General features: G+C 64.7%; 14 protein-coding genes and 1 tRNA gene. 9 read left to right on the top strand and 6 right to left on the bottom strand.

What is annotated here, in order from left to right; all coding sequences use genetic code 11:
- The first annotated feature begins 75 nt into the window (after positions 1-75).
- From U5919_RS04760 to U5919_RS04745, 4 genes are all read left to right on the top strand, one after another.
- Positions 76-564, top strand: a complete 489-nt coding sequence (locus tag U5919_RS04760; protein ID WP_336022537.1) for an Lrp/AsnC family transcriptional regulator — start codon at positions 76-78, stop codon at positions 562-564.
- Positions 561-1,733 carry a pyridoxal phosphate-dependent aminotransferase gene (locus U5919_RS04755; protein WP_336022535.1) on the top strand — a complete coding sequence of 391 codons (1,173 nt, stop codon included), beginning with the start codon at positions 561-563 and terminating at the stop codon, positions 1,731-1,733. The genes U5919_RS04760 and U5919_RS04755 overlap by 4 nt, the downstream gene beginning before the upstream one ends.
- A gap of 124 nt (positions 1,734-1,857) precedes the next feature.
- Complete coding sequence (locus tag U5919_RS04750; RefSeq protein WP_336022534.1) at positions 1,858-2,667, top strand: DUF7504 family protein; 810 nt, start codon at positions 1,858-1,860, stop codon at positions 2,665-2,667.
- Between the two features lie 53 nt (positions 2,668-2,720).
- Positions 2,721-4,916, top strand: coding sequence for a hypothetical protein (locus U5919_RS04745; protein ID WP_336022531.1), 2,196 nt, complete (start codon positions 2,721-2,723; stop codon positions 4,914-4,916).
- Positions 4,917-4,920: 4 nt separating this feature from the next.
- Here U5919_RS04745 and U5919_RS04740 read toward each other — a convergent pair whose 3' ends face one another.
- The 3 genes from U5919_RS04740 to guaB form a co-directional block, all read right to left on the bottom strand.
- Positions 4,921-5,064 carry a DUF7503 family protein gene (locus U5919_RS04740; protein ID WP_336022529.1) on the bottom strand — a complete coding sequence of 48 codons (144 nt, stop codon included), beginning with the start codon at positions 5,062-5,064 and terminating at the stop codon, positions 4,921-4,923.
- Positions 5,065-5,252: 188 nt separating this feature from the next.
- On the bottom strand, positions 5,253-5,852 hold the full coding sequence (locus U5919_RS04735) for a HalX domain-containing protein (RefSeq protein WP_336022526.1): 600 nt from the start codon (positions 5,850-5,852) through the stop codon (positions 5,253-5,255).
- 201 nt (positions 5,853-6,053) lie between these two features.
- On the bottom strand, positions 6,054-7,556 hold the full coding sequence (gene guaB, locus U5919_RS04730) for an IMP dehydrogenase (RefSeq protein ID WP_336022524.1): 1,503 nt from the start codon (positions 7,554-7,556) through the stop codon (positions 6,054-6,056).
- A 455-nt stretch (positions 7,557-8,011) separates the two neighbouring features.
- Between guaB and U5919_RS15975 the strand changes: the two genes are divergently transcribed.
- The 4 genes from U5919_RS15975 to U5919_RS04715 all read left to right on the top strand — a co-directional run bounded on the left by U5919_RS15975 (position 8,012) and on the right by U5919_RS04715 (position 9,888).
- Entirely contained in the window at positions 8,012-8,239 is a 228-nt protein-coding gene (locus U5919_RS15975) for a DUF8099 family protein (protein ID WP_486617186.1), read from the top strand.
- Positions 8,240-8,245: 6 nt separating this feature from the next.
- Positions 8,246-9,217: a DUF5794 domain-containing protein gene (locus tag U5919_RS04725; protein WP_336022523.1), complete on the top strand. Its 972-nt coding sequence runs from the start codon at positions 8,246-8,248 to the stop codon at positions 9,215-9,217.
- A gap of 183 nt (positions 9,218-9,400) precedes the next feature.
- Positions 9,401-9,622, top strand: a complete 222-nt coding sequence (locus U5919_RS04720) for a DUF5795 family protein (protein WP_336022520.1) — start codon at positions 9,401-9,403, stop codon at positions 9,620-9,622.
- A gap of 87 nt (positions 9,623-9,709) precedes the next feature.
- Positions 9,710-9,888: transfer RNA gene (locus tag U5919_RS04715), tRNA-Trp, on the top strand.
- 113 nt (positions 9,889-10,001) lie between these two features.
- On the opposite strand, the gene U5919_RS04710 is transcribed toward U5919_RS04715, so the two are convergent.
- Positions 10,002-10,226, bottom strand: coding sequence for a hypothetical protein (locus U5919_RS04710; protein ID WP_336022518.1), 225 nt, complete (start codon positions 10,224-10,226; stop codon positions 10,002-10,004).
- Positions 10,227-10,386: 160 nt separating this feature from the next.
- Here U5919_RS04710 and U5919_RS04705 point away from each other — a divergent pair, with 160 nt between their 5' ends.
- Complete coding sequence (locus U5919_RS04705) at positions 10,387-11,046, top strand: hypothetical protein (RefSeq protein ID WP_336022516.1); 660 nt, start codon at positions 10,387-10,389, stop codon at positions 11,044-11,046.
- A 153-nt stretch (positions 11,047-11,199) separates the two neighbouring features.
- Here U5919_RS04705 and U5919_RS04700 read toward each other — a convergent pair whose 3' ends face one another.
- Both U5919_RS04700 and U5919_RS04695 read right to left on the bottom strand, forming a co-directional pair.
- Positions 11,200-13,479, bottom strand: a complete 2,280-nt coding sequence (locus tag U5919_RS04700) for a beta-alanine-activating enzyme beta-propeller domain-containing protein (RefSeq protein WP_336022514.1) — start codon at positions 13,477-13,479, stop codon at positions 11,200-11,202.
- A complete protein-coding gene (locus tag U5919_RS04695; protein WP_336022512.1) occupies positions 13,476-15,857 on the bottom strand; it encodes an outer membrane protein assembly factor BamB family protein in 2,382 nt (793 codons plus the stop codon). Before U5919_RS04695 ends, U5919_RS04700 begins: the two co-directional genes overlap by 4 nt.
- Between the last annotated feature and the right edge of the window lie 32 nt (positions 15,858-15,889).

Below are 15,889 nucleotides of genomic sequence, written 5' to 3'. Positions count from 1 at the left end.
GTCCGTATACGCCACCCGACGGGCCGTTCGAAGTGGAGAGCAAACCCTTTCAACGGGGGCCGCATCGCAGTTCGTATGGAAGCGAAGCGGGAACTGCTCGACCTGTTGCTGAGCGACGCTCGTCAGAGCACCGAGGACATCGCGCGACAACTCGGGAGCGACGCAGCAACGGTCGAGGCCCTGATCGACGAACTGGAGTCGGAGGGCGCGATCCGCGGCTACCAAGCGGTCGTCGACTGGGACAGCGCGGACAGAGAGCACGTCCGCGCGGAGGTCGAGTTGAACGTCGAACTCGACCGCGAGACGGGCTACGAGGAGATCGCACGGCGCATCGCGAAGTTCCCCGAGGTGTCGTCGCTGCGGCTCATCTCCGGCAGTTACGACTTCGCCGTCGACGTCGAGGGCGAGTCGATGCACGACGTCTCGAGGTTCGTCTCCGAGCAGATCGCGCCGATCCCGGAGGTCACCCAGACCGTGACGCACTTCGTGATGACGACGTACAAGGAGCGAGGGGTCTACTTCGGCGACGGCGACGACGACGACCGCCTCGCCGTCTCGCCATGACCGAGCGCACGGACCGACTCTCCCAGCGAGCTAGGGAGACGCCGCCCTCGGGGATTCGGCGGTTCTTCGAGCTCGCCGAGGAGATGGACGACATCGTCTCCTTGGGCGTGGGCGAACCGGACTTCTCCGCGCCGTGGGCCGCGCGAGCGGCCGCGATCGACTCCTTAGAGCGGGGACGGACCTCCTATACGTCCAACCGGGGACGACGGGACCTCCGCGAGCGAGTCGCCTCGCACGTGCGTCGATACGACCTCTCGTACGATCCAGACGAGGAGATCCTCGTGACGACCGGCGCGAGCGAGGCCGTCGATCTGGCGATGCGCGCGCTCGTCGACCCCGGCGACGCTGTCGCCGTCCCGCAGCCGTCGTACATCTCCTACGGACCGACGGTGTCGTTCTCGGGCGGCGAGGTCGTCCCCGTCGAGACGCACGCGGAGAACGACTTCGTGCTCACCTACGAGGACCTCGAACGCGCCGGAGCGGCCGACGCGGAGGCGCTCGTGCTCTGTTATCCGAACAACCCGACCGGCGCAGTGATGACGCGCGAGGAGTTGGCCGAGGTGGCCGAGTTCGTCCGCGAGCACGATCTCTTCGTCCTCTCGGACGAAATTTACGCGGCGCTGCGCTACGAGGACGAGCACGTCTCGATCGCGACGCTGCCGGGGATGCGCGAGCGGACCGTCGTGTTCAACGGCTTCTCGAAGGCGTACGCGATGACGGGGCTACGCCTCGGGTACGCCCTCGGCCCGCCCGAGGTGATCGACGCGATGAACCGGATCCACCAGTACACGATGCTGTCGTCCCCCACGACGGCGCAGTTCGCCGCGCTCGAAGCCCTCGACTCGTGCGACGGTGCCGTCGAGGAGATGCGACGGGAGTTCGACCGACGGCGGCAGTTCGTCATCTCGCGGTTCAACGAGATCGGGATGGACTGCTTCGAGGCGAAGGGCGCGTTCTACGTCTTCCCGAAGTGCCCGCCGGGGTGGGAAGACGACGAGGCGTTCGCGGAGGCGCTCATCCGCGAGGAGCGCGTCGCGCTCGTCCCGGGGCGGGTGTTCGGAGAAGGCGGCGAGGGCCACCTCCGCGTGTCGTACGCGTCGGGAATGAGCGAACTGAAGACGGCGATGGATCGGATCGAGTCGTTCGTCACAGAGCAGAAGCAAAGCTAGCCACGTTCGCCACGGCTGTCTCGCCAATTGGACGAACGGGTACAGCGACGCGAGCAACTATTTGTGGCCATCACTTCTGTTCGATCACAAACTATTACTGGAAGCGGTGTGTTGATCGCGCTGAATGCGCACAGGTGGCAGGCCTGAGGAGACGACAGTCGGTGCCACTGTGGGTGTTGCGACCGCTCTCGACGAACTGAAATCCCGCGGCAGTGCGCTTCTCGTCGTCGGTTCAGTTCCGGAAGAGGTGTACGCCCGAGTGTCCGCGTGTCTACTCGGCGGCGACTGTACGGCGGATCGACGCCGTCTCGTCGTTGAAGACGCGACCACTCCCGAAGCCCGATACGCGTCCGTCGATAGATGGACGCCGGAGTGGACCCGGATTCTCCAGTGCAACGTCGCCACCCGCGGATCGACGGCCGCGGCTAGCGGCGGCGTCGAATTCTCACCCGGTCAACCCGGTTCGGATCGGAGCCGACCAACGCCTCGATCATCGCGGTTTTCCACGGATCGTCCATCCCGATCAACTGATACCGAAAGCGGGAGTCGACAGGGTGCGACGACAACCGTGAACGGGTCGATCACGGAACTCGGTGTCGAAATCGGGGGAGCGATACAGCAGTTCGACTCGGTAGCGGGCGGACTCGACCCCGCCGAATTGCGCGTCGGATTCGACTGCGTGGACACGCTGCTCGCGGAGTACGACGAGCGAACCGTATTCAGATTCCTTCACCTGCTCGCGAACGACGTCAGGACCGTCAACGGGATGGCACACGTCCGCTTCCCCAAGCCCTTCGAGGCCGAGTCGACCCGGCTGTTCGCCCCGCTCTTCGACGCGGTCATCGAACTACGTCTCAACGGGAGCGAACCACAGCAGCGCTGGCACTTCCGGGACGCAGACGTCGTCTCGGAGTGGCTTCCGGTCGATTCGTGAGCGCGCGTGTCGCACCAGTATGCTTTTGCCCGCGTGAGTGATGTGTTGGCACGATGAAGGGGAACGAACGCCGTGTGGGGTCCGATCCGGTCGCCCCGCCCGGGACCGATCACCTCCAAATCGCGTTCGACATCCTGCCGGACCAAGATGAAATCGTCGTTTCCGACCCCATCGAACGGAGCCAGTTCGCGCTCTCAGCGCCAAAGGGCGTGCGCCTCCGTCAAGCAGACCCCGACGCCTTCCGCTTTCCGGCCGACGAGGCGGTGACGGTTCGGACCGATCGCTTGGATCTCGAAACCGTCGTGTCGGTCTGCGTCCGCGACGGCGACGGCGAGATGCTCGCACAGGCGGAACACTTCGCCGACCAGACGTTCCCGGCGGGGACCTACAGCGTCGAACTGTTCGCACCGATCAAGCTGTACCTCCGCGTGACCTCCCCGCTCCGCGTGGTCTCGAACGCGACGAAGACGAGTCTCGAGTTCGGCGAGGAGACCGACGTGCTGGTCGGGGCGCGCTCGCATCACAAGCGTCCGGCGGCGACCGTTCGAACGACGGACCGGCCGCGCGACGCGATGGAAGCCGTTTCGCTCCTCGGCTCGGCGCTGAAGACGACGAGTGTCGAGCGCTCGTATCCGACGCTCCGCGGGCATCCTCCACTGATCGAGCGCGGTGACCGGTTCGCCGCACCCGAGGGGCTCGAACGGCCCGAGACGGACGTCACACTGGAGTTGCCGGAGACCCGTCGACACGTCTACGTCGCCGCGCCGCTGGCGTACTACCTCGGCGCGGGGGTCGTCCCCGGGTCGACGCCGCGTATCGTGACCGACGAGGGTTTCGTCCACGAACTCGACGGTCCCCGGGGCTTCGAGAGATCGGTAGAGCGCGCGCTCAAACAGACGTTCTTCCTCGACTGTCTCACGCGGACCGAAGGATACTACGAGGTCGATCTCCACGAGCGGCGGACGCTCGAACCGGAGCTCGGCTTGGACTTCGCGGACCTGTACGACCGATCGATCGGCGGGCAGTTGGCCGCCTATCTCGACGTTCCCTACGAGCGGATCGAAGCGCACGTTCCCGAGTGGAAGCTGACAGCGCACGTCGCGCCGACGGCCTCGAACGTCGAGTTGCTGCCGTTCGTCGCGAACGACCTCGCGGTCGTGATGACGCCGCAGACGGAGCCGACGAGCGGGTCGGCGATACAGTCGAACGCCGTGTCGGAGTTCGTTCGTCGAGGACCGCCGCAGCCGCCGACGCCCGCGTCGACGGGCGAAGACACGTTTACCCGGAGCGCGAGCACTCGCAGCGCGGACACGCGGAGCCAAGAGGCGGCGCACAGTCAGCGGGCGTACGTCCAACCGGCGGAAACGGACTCGCTCGAACAGGCGTGGCTGGGCCCGGGCATCCCGATCGGCGCGAGTAAGGCGTCGTTGCAGGCGTACCGGAACCGGTTGGCGCGTGCGCCTATCGAAGGCGACATCGGCCTCACCGTGATCTGTAACGACCCGAAGATGGCCGAGGAGCGCGACGCCGTCGAGTCGGTGTACGGCTCTCGCGAGGAACTCCCCTTCGAGGTGCGCACGCACTACCAACTGACGGTCGAGGAGCTCCGGTCGGTACTCAAAGAGAAGACGGAGTTTCTCCACTACATCGGCCACATCGACGAGGATGGATTCCAGTGCCCCGACGGTGCACTCGACGTCGAGACGATCGACGAACTCGGCGTCGACTCGTTCCTCCTCAACGCGTGTCAGTCCTACGAACAGGGGATGGAACTCATCGAACGCGGGGCGATCGCGGGGATCGTCACGCTGAACGACGTCGTCAACAGCGGCGCGGTCGACATCGGCCGGAGTCTCGCCCGGCTGTTGAACTACGGATTCCCGATTCGGATCTCACTGGAGATCGCAAAGCGCGACAGCTACATCGGGAGCGACTACATCGTCGTCGGCGACGGGAGCTTTTGTGTAACTCAGGTGCAAGCCGTCCTTCCGAATATGTGTGAGATCAGAGGAGATACGCAAAAGTTCGACGTCGATTATCGGACATACCCCGCCGCCGCGTATGAATTAGGTAGTCTAGTCGTCCCATACATTCCCGGGAACGAATCGTATTATCTGTCGTCCGGAACCGTTGACACATTCACGCTGACGGAAGCAGAGCTGAGCGAGTTCTTATCGATGGAGAATATTCCGGTCGTCGTCAACAATTCACTCGTCTGGAGCGACGATTTAGACGTAAGTCGGATCTAACCGCTCAGGGACCATTGATCGCGCCGTGATTCCCAGCAACCACCGTGCCTGCCTGCGAGAGCAGGAGCAGCGCCGTGAAGAGGACGCCCATCGCGCGGGGGTGGTTGGCGAGGTACTGTGCGACAGCGTTCGAGTCATTTTCGGACATGACGATTGGTACCTAGGCGCGCTTTAAAATAAAATTTTCTGACACTTTCTGATATGATATTATGTTAATTTAATCCTATTATCGTGGTACAAAAAGACAGACAGCTCCGAGAAGTGCTCTCGACGGTGTCCATCCGGTAACGGATCCGTACTCGGCGGCCGAACAGAACAGAAGGAGGTAACCTGTCGCTACTCGGATTGGTCGTCGTCGACATCAACCTCGTCGCTGAGGTCGCGGTACATCGCGGTGAAATCGTGTTCGTCGTCGAAGGTCGACAGCGTCTCGTCGAGCTGAGAGCGCAGTTCGCGCACGCGGTCAGTCAACTCCTGGTACTCTTCGTGAGCGTCGAGCGTTGCAGCGTCCTTTTCGGATTCGAGAAGCGCTTTCTTCGAGGCGAGCGCGAAGAGCTCTTGAATCCCGTTGTCGTAGCGGTTTCGACGAAGTAAGCTCTCGACGGTCTCCTTGAGCGAGCTCCGCGACACCGGTTTGACGAGGTAATCGTCGAATCCCATCGCGACGATATCGAAATCGGGTTCCACGGCGGTAACCATCGCGACGCGGCACCCGACGTCCCGCTCGCGGATCGCTGCCAACGCCTCGTCGCCCGATAGGTCGGGCATCCGCCTGTCGAGAAGCACGACGTCGACCTCGTCGTCGAGCTCGTCGAGTGCCTCGCGTCCGCCATAAGCGACGCGAACGCGATACTCGTCTTTCAGCCACGTTGCGTACAGATCGGCGAGGTCCGGCTCGTCTTCGACGACGAGCACCATCGGCAGGTCAGCGCTCATTGGTAGGTCTGCGGTGCGTTCGGTGACACCGATACGATGGAATGGCTCCCGAGGGCATATCAAGATACCCCTTACGATCCCCCGGTGCGTCGTCTCACACCGCGGGCCGCCGTGCGGTTGCGGGACAGTTCGCGGTCCCGGTGGCCTGCGTCAGTTTGTGTTCGAGCCTGCAACGGCGTTATCGTCCGGGTTGTGACGATGTCAGTTTTCGTCCGGACTGTAATTCGGCGCTTCGTCGGTGATCATCACGTCGTGGGGATGACCTTCCGTCTGTCCGGCGCTGGACACGCGGACGAACTCGGCGCGCTCTTTGAACCCCGGAATCGTCTCCGCTCCGACGTAGCCCATCCCCGAGCGCATCCCGCCGACGAGCTGGTGCAGCTCGGAAGCGAGGGTGCCCTTGTACGGCGTCGCCGCCTCCACGCCCTCGGGGACGAAGTCCTCCTCTTCCTCGTCTGCGTCCTTGAGATACCGCTCGCCGCCGCCGGACTTCATCGCCCCGACGGAGCCCATTCCGCGGTACTGCTTGTACTTCTTGCCGTTCATCGTGATGACGCGGCCCGGGGCCTCGTCCGTCCCGGCGAAGTACGAGCCGAGCATCACGGCGTCCGCACCCGCGGCGATGGCCTTGATCGCGTCGCCGGAGTAGCGAATGCCGCCGTCGGCGATGACGGGGACGCCCTCGGAGGTCGCGACATCGGCGACCTGCGCGACCGCGGTGATCTGCGGCATCCCGGCACCAGAGACGACGCGCGTGGTACAGATCGAACCGGGGCCGATCCCGACTTTCAGCCCGTCGGCGAAGTCGACCGCCGCCTCGGCCGCCTCGCGGGTTCCGATGTTGCCGACGACGACGTCCGCCTCGACCGACGATTTGATGTCGCGAGCGTTGTCGAGGACGTTGAGATTGTGCGCGTGTGCGCAGTCGATGAACAGGACGTCTGCACCGGCCTCGTCCGCAGCGAGGGCGCGCTCGGTATCGAACGGACCGACAGCGACGCCGACACGGAGTCGACCGTCCTCGTCGCGGGCCGCGTTCTCGTGTTCGCGTCGCTGGAGGATCCCCTGCATCGTGACGAGCCCGACGAGGCGATCGTTCTCGTCGACGATCGGCACGCGCTCGATCTTGTGATCGTACATCAGTTCGAGCGCTTCGCGCGCGCCGACCTCGCGACCGGCCGTGATGACCTCGTCGGTCATCGCCTCGCGGACCTCGTCGGTCTCGCCGACCTCGAGATACGGGCGGACGTCAGTCGCGGAGATGATCCCGAGGACGGTGTCGTCCTCGTCGACGACCGGGGCACCGGAGACGCCCTCACGCTCCATCATCTCGTCGACGTCGCGGACGGTCTGTGCCGGGCTCGCCGTGACGACGTTCTCCCGTCGGATCACGAGCTCGTCAGCTCGCTTGACGCGCTCGATCTCGGCGATGAGGTACTCCTGCGGCATATTCTGGTGCAGAACGCCGAGACCGCCCTCACGCGCCATCCCGATCGCCATCCCCGCCTCGGTGACGGTGTCCATCGCCGCCGAGAGGATGGGAATGTTCAACTCGACGTTCCTCGAGACGCGCGTCGAGACGTCGGCGGTGTCGGGTTCGACTCGGCTCTCCATCGGTCGGAGCAACACATCGTCGAACGTCAACGCCTCTGGCACCCGAAGTTTCTCCGAAAAGGATCCCTGTGTGGAACCGTCTTTCGCCATATAAACGGTCCACAGTCGACCGACAAAAGCGTTGCGAGAGACCATCGCCGTGTAGATTGTTGGCATAGACTCTGCTCGAATATGCAATAATGTGCATAGATTGGCGCTGGATCCTGTGCGCGCACCCAGCGTCGTCCTGTAGGTTCGTTTCGGTGGATTCGCTTCGATCAGTATGGTATCCGGGCAGGGTTGTCTCCAAGAAATCAGCGAGTAGCGTTTGCAACTGATTGCGCATCCGATTGCCCCCTGTCGTGCGATCGGATGCTGGTGACTTGTACACGCAACGATAGGTGTCGTCGCAATATTCGGGTGTTGTCGCAATATTCGCCGTTCGGAGCCGGGAGAGTCGTAGATTATCAGCGTATCAGCGATAGTTTCGACAGAATCACGACTTTTTCGGGCGTCTGCTGTAAGAGACCCAGAACCGTGAGCCCCCGTCCCACACAACGTTTAATATGCCGTCACGACAGCAATTAGGTATGGACTCCGAGTGTCCCTCTGCATCGCGCATCGTCGGTCAGCAGCCCACGGACTTCGATGCGACGTTTACATTTACAGCGATGCAGAATTTCAAACGCGGAAACCCGACCCCTTCCGTGCTCGGAGTGCTCCCGCAGGCCCTCGGTGTCTCCGCACCGGGCTTGCGCCCGCATCGCCGTCTGGCCGATGGTGACGGCCGTTAGTCGCGAATGAGCGTCTCTCGGCATCCAGTCGCACTCCGCCTCGAGCAGCGGGTAGGTGGTGCGACCCGACTCTTGGCGACGGTGATGGCTCTCCCGCTCGTCGACGGAATCTTCCCCGCGCTCATCATCGCGGGCGCGCTCAGCAGCCCGCTCGGGATCATCGAGACCGGACTGCTGATCTTCGGCGGGTCGGCGACGGTCGCGGTCATCCTCGCGGAGATGGACGGTACGCGCCGCGAACAGGTGACGTCGATCCTCCTGATCGGCGCGCTGTTACTCCCGCTCGCGGGAGTGGAAGCCCTCTTCGCGGAGACGCTGAAGAGCGTGCTGAACTTCGAGGTCTTCCACCGCTTCGCCGGCCTCGTCATCCTCGCAGTCGCGGCGAAGACCGCCTCCGCGAAGGTCGGCGAGTACCTCCCTTCACCGAGCGTCATCATCGGTTTCGGCCTGATCGCGAGCCTCGAACTCGGTGGCGCGGCGCTGGTGATCGACCCCGACGTCGGGACGATCGCCCGCGCCGTGGCGGCCGCCGGAACCGGCGTCGCCTTCGCGCTTGCCGTCGCCGTGTTCGCGCCGAGCCTCCGCGGGGCCGTCGACATCGACCGCTTCCGCTTCGGGAGCTCGGTCGCGCTGGGAATGCTCGCCGTCGACGTACTCGGCCTGCTTCCAACCCAAGCGCCCGTCGCGCTCGCGGTGCTGGGCGTCACGGCCCTGTTCGCCTACGATCCGGACGCGAACGTAGAGCACGACGCTGCTGTTGTGGACGACGCCGACGATACGCCCGATCCCGAGTCGGTCGACGGCGAGGACCGCGGCCGCGACGTGACCGTGGGCGGGGCGCTCTCGTCGCTTCGAACGGCCGTCACCGACGGCGTCGACCACGACGAGGAGGACGACGAGCGCGAATCCGACGAGACCGGCGGCGACGTCGGCTACGGATATCCGGATTCCGACGGTTCGCGGGCCCCGTGGCTCTGAAGGGCGCACGCCGAGGCGCGTACCGGAGATAACAGTCGATCGGGGATTTGGGCCCAGAGGACGAGCGGAGCGAAGTCCTCGTGGTTCAACATCCCTCCAGCCCCACGATTTTTGTCACGAGCAACTCCGCGAGCGGCAACGGCGGCACGACGGATTTACCACGTTCGGTTTCCTCCACAGGGTATGAGCAACCGCGTCGTCGAAGGGCGGATGGTAACGCCGAAACGACTCGCCGAACTCGTCGAAGGCGAGCGCCCGCTGGAAGCAGAGGCGATCGAAGACGCCGAGATGGACTGTCCCGAATGCGGCGAGAACGTCCTCTCGGTGGGCTATATGCCGAGCGTGACCGAGTTCGTCACCGCGTACAAGTGCCAAGAGTGTTCGTGGTCCGATACCGATCGGTAACGAGCTTCGACGATCGGACGCGTTCGGACCCGTCGGCCGATCGTAATTCCTTTATGCGGTATCGGCATACGGGAAGACGCACGCACAGGGGCCGTGGCCAAGCCCGGCATGGCGACTGACTCCAGAGGCTTGCGCCCGGTGACGACACTCCAGACTGATATACCGAGCGGCCGACTGATCATCGGTTCGCGACGACGACCCTCTGGAGTACCGAGGCGCGTACCGGAGATATCAGTCGATCGGGGGTTCAAATCCCTCCGGCCCCATACTTTCTGCTCCGAGCACTTCCGCGAGGAGTCTGACGGATGAAAGCCGGAGGGTATACCGCTGAAAACGCACGTTCTACGGACGATCGTGATGTGTCACCGCGAGAACCGAATTACGCGAACTCGGCCAGCAGCAACAGCACGCTCGGGACGACCAGCAGTACGACGCCGACGAGTATCAGGACTGCCGGAAGCCAGAGCAGTCCCATCTCAGTGAGGAGCCAGAGCCCGAGCCCGCCGAGGAGGACGAGCAGCCCTACCAAGCGCAGTACCCACGTGATGACGCCCTCGAATCCCGAATCGGCAACGACGTCGACCACTTCGAGTACGTCGTCCATTGTGCCGCCAGTCTCGTGTCGGCCCCTACTTATAAGATACGACCTCGATCGGAGCGGGTGTACTTAGCGGAGGACAGGGCCGTGCCCGAATCGTTCACCGACTCGGAAACGATTAGTTCTACAACAGATATATATAATGTGTCTACTAGAAAACTAAAATATGGAATCAGAAGGGGGGTCTTCGGGAGGGCCCAACAGAATCCCGTTGGCGGCGACGTTCATCATTTGCTGTCTCGTAGTCGCAGCCACGGCACCAGCCGCCGCACAGGGAACCGTGAGTACAGACATAGAGCTCTCGCAGCTATATCAACAGGACGCAGAGTCCACTGCGCTGTCGTGTCTCGACGTGAGTAAATCGGAGGTCACACAGCGGTTGAACGAGGTCGGAATCCAACAGGTGAACACCCGGATTCAGCAGTCGTCCGATCGGATTCCGAACTCGGTTCGGAACGCGATGGTCGGCGAGCGCGTGAACATTAACGTCGAATCCGGTGGCGCGACGACGACGTTCTCAGTGGTCGTCAACCAGAACGCACAGATCGAACAGATCGAACCCAACGCCGTCTCAGACCCAACTCTGCGGGCGACGACGGACTGCGAAACGATCGATCGCATCATCGACGCCGACGACCGACAGTCTGCGATGCAGGCCGCGATCAGCCGCGGAGACATCACTTGGGAGGGCCTGACGACGACGAGCGAAGTCGAGACGTCCTACGGCGGGAAAGCCGTCCAGACGTACACGATCGTCGAGTCCGGAGAGACGGGCGACGTCAACGACGCCCGCGACGGCTTCAGAAACGGCTTGCTACTGCAGTAGGCAGGTCGACCCGGCAGCTCGGAACCGGCACCGATCGCTTTTTCCGCCGGCCGCGTTCCTCCGAGTGACGTACCGCTCGAAGAGGGAGAACTCGCTACCGGTACGCAGACGTCCGTCAGAGGCGCGTCATCGCCGAGAGAGTAGGGAAAGGAGTTACTTGTTCACGTGGCCGTCGTAGAGTTCCTCGAGCGCGTCGCGAAGATACACCAGCGAATCGTATCGGTCGTCTTTCCGCTTTTCGAGCGCCGTCAGGAGGATATCGTCCAGCGCCGGGGGGACATCGACGTAGTCGCTCGGCGGTGCCGGGTCCTCGTTCAACACGGCCTGCATCACCCGGGCGGGCGATCCCTCGAAAGGCAACCGACCGGTGAACAGCTCGTAGAACACCGTGCCCAACTGGTAGACGTCAGTGATGTCGTCGGCGGCTCCGTACTCGTCGCTGAACTGTTCGGGTGCGGCGTACTGCGGAGAGAACCCCTCGATACTCTTCGAGTGATTGAGCAGTTCCTTCGCGAGGCCCCAGTCGGAGACTTTCGGCACGTCCCATGCATCCTCGACCGATCTGAAGAGGATGTTCTCCGGTTTCAGATCCAGATGGGCGATACCCTGTCGGTGCGCGTGGTGGACGCCGTTTGTAACGGCCAATGCCGTCCAGATGGCCTGTTCGATTTCGATCTCGCTGATGCGATCGCCGAGGTCGCCGCCGTCCATGTACTCCATCGCGATCCACGGCAGCGGTTGCGCCCCGTAGTCGATCACGTCGACGATGTGGTCGTGGTCGTCGAGTTTCTGCCACGTCTCGGCCTCAGTGAGAATCTGATCGATCGTGCCGGCGTCGATCGTCCCCGAGAGCCGCGGCCGTTTAATGGCAATCGAGACCGAACCGTCTCCGGTATCGAGCGTCGCGCGCGTGACGTCCGCGTTGCCACCGCTGCCGATCGACGTCTCGTCTGTGAACGCGTCGTACTCGACGCTGACCGGCGGTGCCGTGGGAATGTCCGTGGGGACCATCCGCTCTTCGACGCTGGGCGTCGTGCCCGATGCCAGCCAGTCCGTCGACGAGCGGTCGGTTGACGGCGCGGGGGCGGCTCGCCCGCTCGCCGCGGACGTCGCCTCGGTCGCGCCAGCCGCTGGCGGACCTGATCCGGACCCACCGGTTCCCGGTTCGCTCTCGTCGCCGCCGCGCCGGTACGTCCAGATGAGTCCCGCGCTGCCGAGGCCCAGCGCACCGAGGGCTGCTGGGACCATCAGCCCAGTCACCCCGTCGTTTCCGGCGGATTCCGGATCGGCGAGAGCGTACACCGCCGCGTCGTTACTACCCACGTACAGCGTTCCATTGTCGATCGCTGGCGACGAGAATATCTCTCCCTCAGTGTCGTAGGACCACACTTCGCTCCCGTCGTCCGCCGATACCGCGTAGACCGTGGTGTCCGCGCTGCCGACGTAGACGACGCCGTCGGCGACCGCCGGCGACGAGAACACGCGACCGTCGGTCTCGAAGCTCCACAGCTCGGTCCCGTCGATCATCGAGAGCGCGTACACGTGCTGATCGCGACTCCCGACGTAGACCGTGTCGCCGTCGACCGCCGGCGAGGACGCGATCACAGTAGAGAGCCCCGCGCGCCACTTCTCGGAACCGTCAGCGGACGAGAGCGCGTAGACCGAACCGTCGAGGCTCCCGACGTAGAGCGTGTCACCGCTGACGGCCGGCGACGACTCGATCCAATCGCCGGTCTCGTACCGCCAGTGTTCGCTCCCGTCGTCCGTCGAGAGCGCGTACACGTACTGATCGCGACTCCCGACGTAGACCGTGCCGCCGTCGATCGCCGGCGACGACCAGATCTCGCCGTCGGTCTCGAAGCGCCATAGCTCGGTCCCGTCATCGGTCGACAAGCCGTACACGCGCTGATCGCGGCTGGCCACGACGACCGTGTCGTCAGCGATCGTCGGGGACGCGAAGACACCCTCTCCGGTCTCGTACCGCCAGCGTTCGCTCCCGTCGTCCGCCGAGAGCGCGTACACGTTTGCGTCGCCGCTCCCGACGTAGACCGTTCCGTCGACGACGAGGGGGGAGGAGGCGACCGCCGCACCCGTCTCGTGGGTCCATCGTACCGACCCGTCGTCCGTCGAGAGCGCGTACACGTTTGCGTCGCCGCTCCCGACGTAGACCGTGTCGTCGACGACAGTCGGCGATGAAGGAACGCCGACGGCCGTCTCAACCGACCAAGCGAGTTCGGGGTTCTCCGTCGGACCGGTCTGTGCGGACGCGAATCCGGTGTTGTTGGTGTCCCCGCGGAACTTCCGCCACGACACTGAGTCAGCCTGCGCCGACGCGGTGGTGACGGCCCCGCCGCCGGCTCCCGCGACGCTCGCGCCGCCGAGCACCTGCAGCAGCCGCCGTCGGGACACGGAGGGATCGTCGTTGCCATTCATTGTTCGTAGAGGTCCACGAGCGCGTCTCGCAGGTAGACCAGCGAGTCGTAGCGATCGGCTTTCTCTGTGGCGAGCGCCGTCAGGAGGATGTCGTCGAGCGCTGCGGGCACGTCTGCGACGTCACTCGGCGGGTTCGGCTCGGCTTCGATACTCGCTCTCGCTCGATTTTCGACGGTCTCGTCGAACGGCGGCCGCCCGGTGAACAGCTCGTACAACACCGCCCCGACCTGATAGACATCCGTGAGATCGTCGAGCGGGCCGTACGCGTCGTCGATCTGCTCCGGCGCGGCGTACCGAAGCGCCGGCCCCGTGACGTCGCGGGCGGTTTCCGATCCGCGCCACCAATCGGAGACTTTCGGAACGTCCCAAGAGCCCTCCGTCGACTGGAAGAGCACGTTGCCGGGCTTCAGATGCAGGTGATGGACTCCTCTTCGATGAGCGTGGTAGACCGCGTTGATAACCGAAATCGCGGTCCAAGTGGCTTGGAGGAGGCCGATGTCGTCGGTGCGGTCACTCAGGTCGCCACCGTCCATGTACTCCATCGCGATCCACGGCAGGGGTTGGCCCCCGTACGCGATCACGGTGACAATGTGGTCGTGGTCGTCGAGCTTCTGCCACGTCTCGGCCTCGGTGAGAAGCCTGTCGAGCTCGTCGGCCCCGACCGTTCCGGTGAGCCGTGGTCTCGCGACCGCGACCGTCAACGGGCCGCTAGCGGTCTCGACTGTCGCCCGCGTTATCGTTCCGGTGTCGCGCTCGCTGATCTGCGTCTCCGATACGAAGTCGTCGTAGGCGAACGACGCCTTGGGAACGGCCAGAATTCGGTCGGGTTCGCGGCGCTCCCCGTCGATCGACACCGACCCGGGATCGGACACCTCACCGCCCGATTCCGCAGTTCGATCGGCGGGCGACATCGGCGGATCGGGAGTGGCGGGTCCGTTCTCAGTCGCACCGTCCGCCTCGCCGCGGTCACGGGCACGAGGGTCGTTCGGTCCGGGGCTCGGATCCGGTGACTCGCCACCGCCTGTGTCGGGTGAGACGGCGGGCTCTTCGGCCCCGCCGCCCTCACTCCCCCCGGGATCGGAACGTGCGCGGTACCACCAGAGGCCGCCCCCACCCAAGCCCGCAGCGCCGAGTGCGGTCGGGAGGAGCGGGAAGCCGCCATCGCCCGTCTCGCCCGACGGGCCGAGAGCCCGGGTCGTCGCCGTCGGCGTGGAAGCGGCTGTCGCCGTCGGATCCGGAGAGGTGGTGGTGCCACGCAACGCGTAGAGGCTCCCGTCCGTGCTCCCGACGTAGACCGTGTCATCGACGACCGTCGGGGACGCGGTGATCGAGTCTCCCGGAGAGAGTCGCCAGAGGAGGTCGCCCTCGGTCGTCTCGATGGCGTACACGTAGCTGTCCGTACTCGTGACGTAGACGACGCCGTCGGCGACCGCCGGCGAGGAGCGCACGCTCGCCCCGGTCTCACCCGACCAGCGCCGTTCGCCGGTATCGGCATCGAGCGCGTGGATCCGCGTCCCTTGAACTCCCTCAGTCACGTACACCGCGCCGTCGGCGACCGCAGGCGAGGTCCCGCCGAGCCCTTCGAGCGGGAACCGCCAACTCCGTTCTCCGGTCGCCGCGTCGAGCGCGTACAGGTGGCCGTCACTGCTGCTAACGTACACCGTCCCCGCAGCGACGGCCGGCGACGAGTTCACGCCGTTGTCAGTCGCGTACGACCACCGTTCGGTACCCGACGTGGCGTCGACGGCGTATACGCTTCCGTCGGCGCTCCCGACGTAGACCGTGCCGTCGGCGACCGCCGGCGTCGAGGTGATGATTCCGCCCGTCTCGAACGTCCAGATAGCGGTTCCATCGTCGATATCGACAGCGTGGAGGCTGTTGTCGTCGCTCCCGACGTAGACCGTGCCGTCGGTGACGGTCGGTGCGGCCTCGATCCCGCCACCGGTCTCGTACGTCCACCGCGTCTCCCGCGCCGCCGTGTCGAGCGCGTACAACGTGGCGTCCGTACTGCCGACGTAGACGGTTCCGTCGACGGCCGCCGGCGCGCCGGAGACGCTCCCGTCCGTCCGAAAGACCCACTGCTCGGTCCCGTCCGAGCGGTCGATTGCGTAGAGGCCCCCATCGTCGCTCCCGACGTACACCACGTCTTCGGTAACGGTCGCGGCCGACTGGACGGCGTCGTCAGCTTCGAGCGCCCACGTCTCAGACACCGCTCGTTTCGGTCCGACCGACGGACTGCTCGAGGTGTTCTGGGGATCGTAGCCGAACATCGGCCACACGGAATCCGCCTGCGCGTCGACACTCGTCGAACCGAACAGCGGGGCGGTGAGAAGCGCTCCGAGCGAACCGAGTGTCCAGCGGCGAGTTACCCGATCCATCGGTGACTATCGACTCCGTCGCGCCGGCATCG

The organism is Halobellus sp. LT62 (assembly GCF_037031285.1).
GTDB lineage: Archaea > Halobacteriota > Halobacteria > Halobacteriales > Haloferacaceae > Haloquadratum > Haloquadratum salinisoli.
The sequence above is the reverse complement of the archived record's forward strand: the minus strand, read 5'-3'. Positions and strand labels throughout refer to the sequence as shown.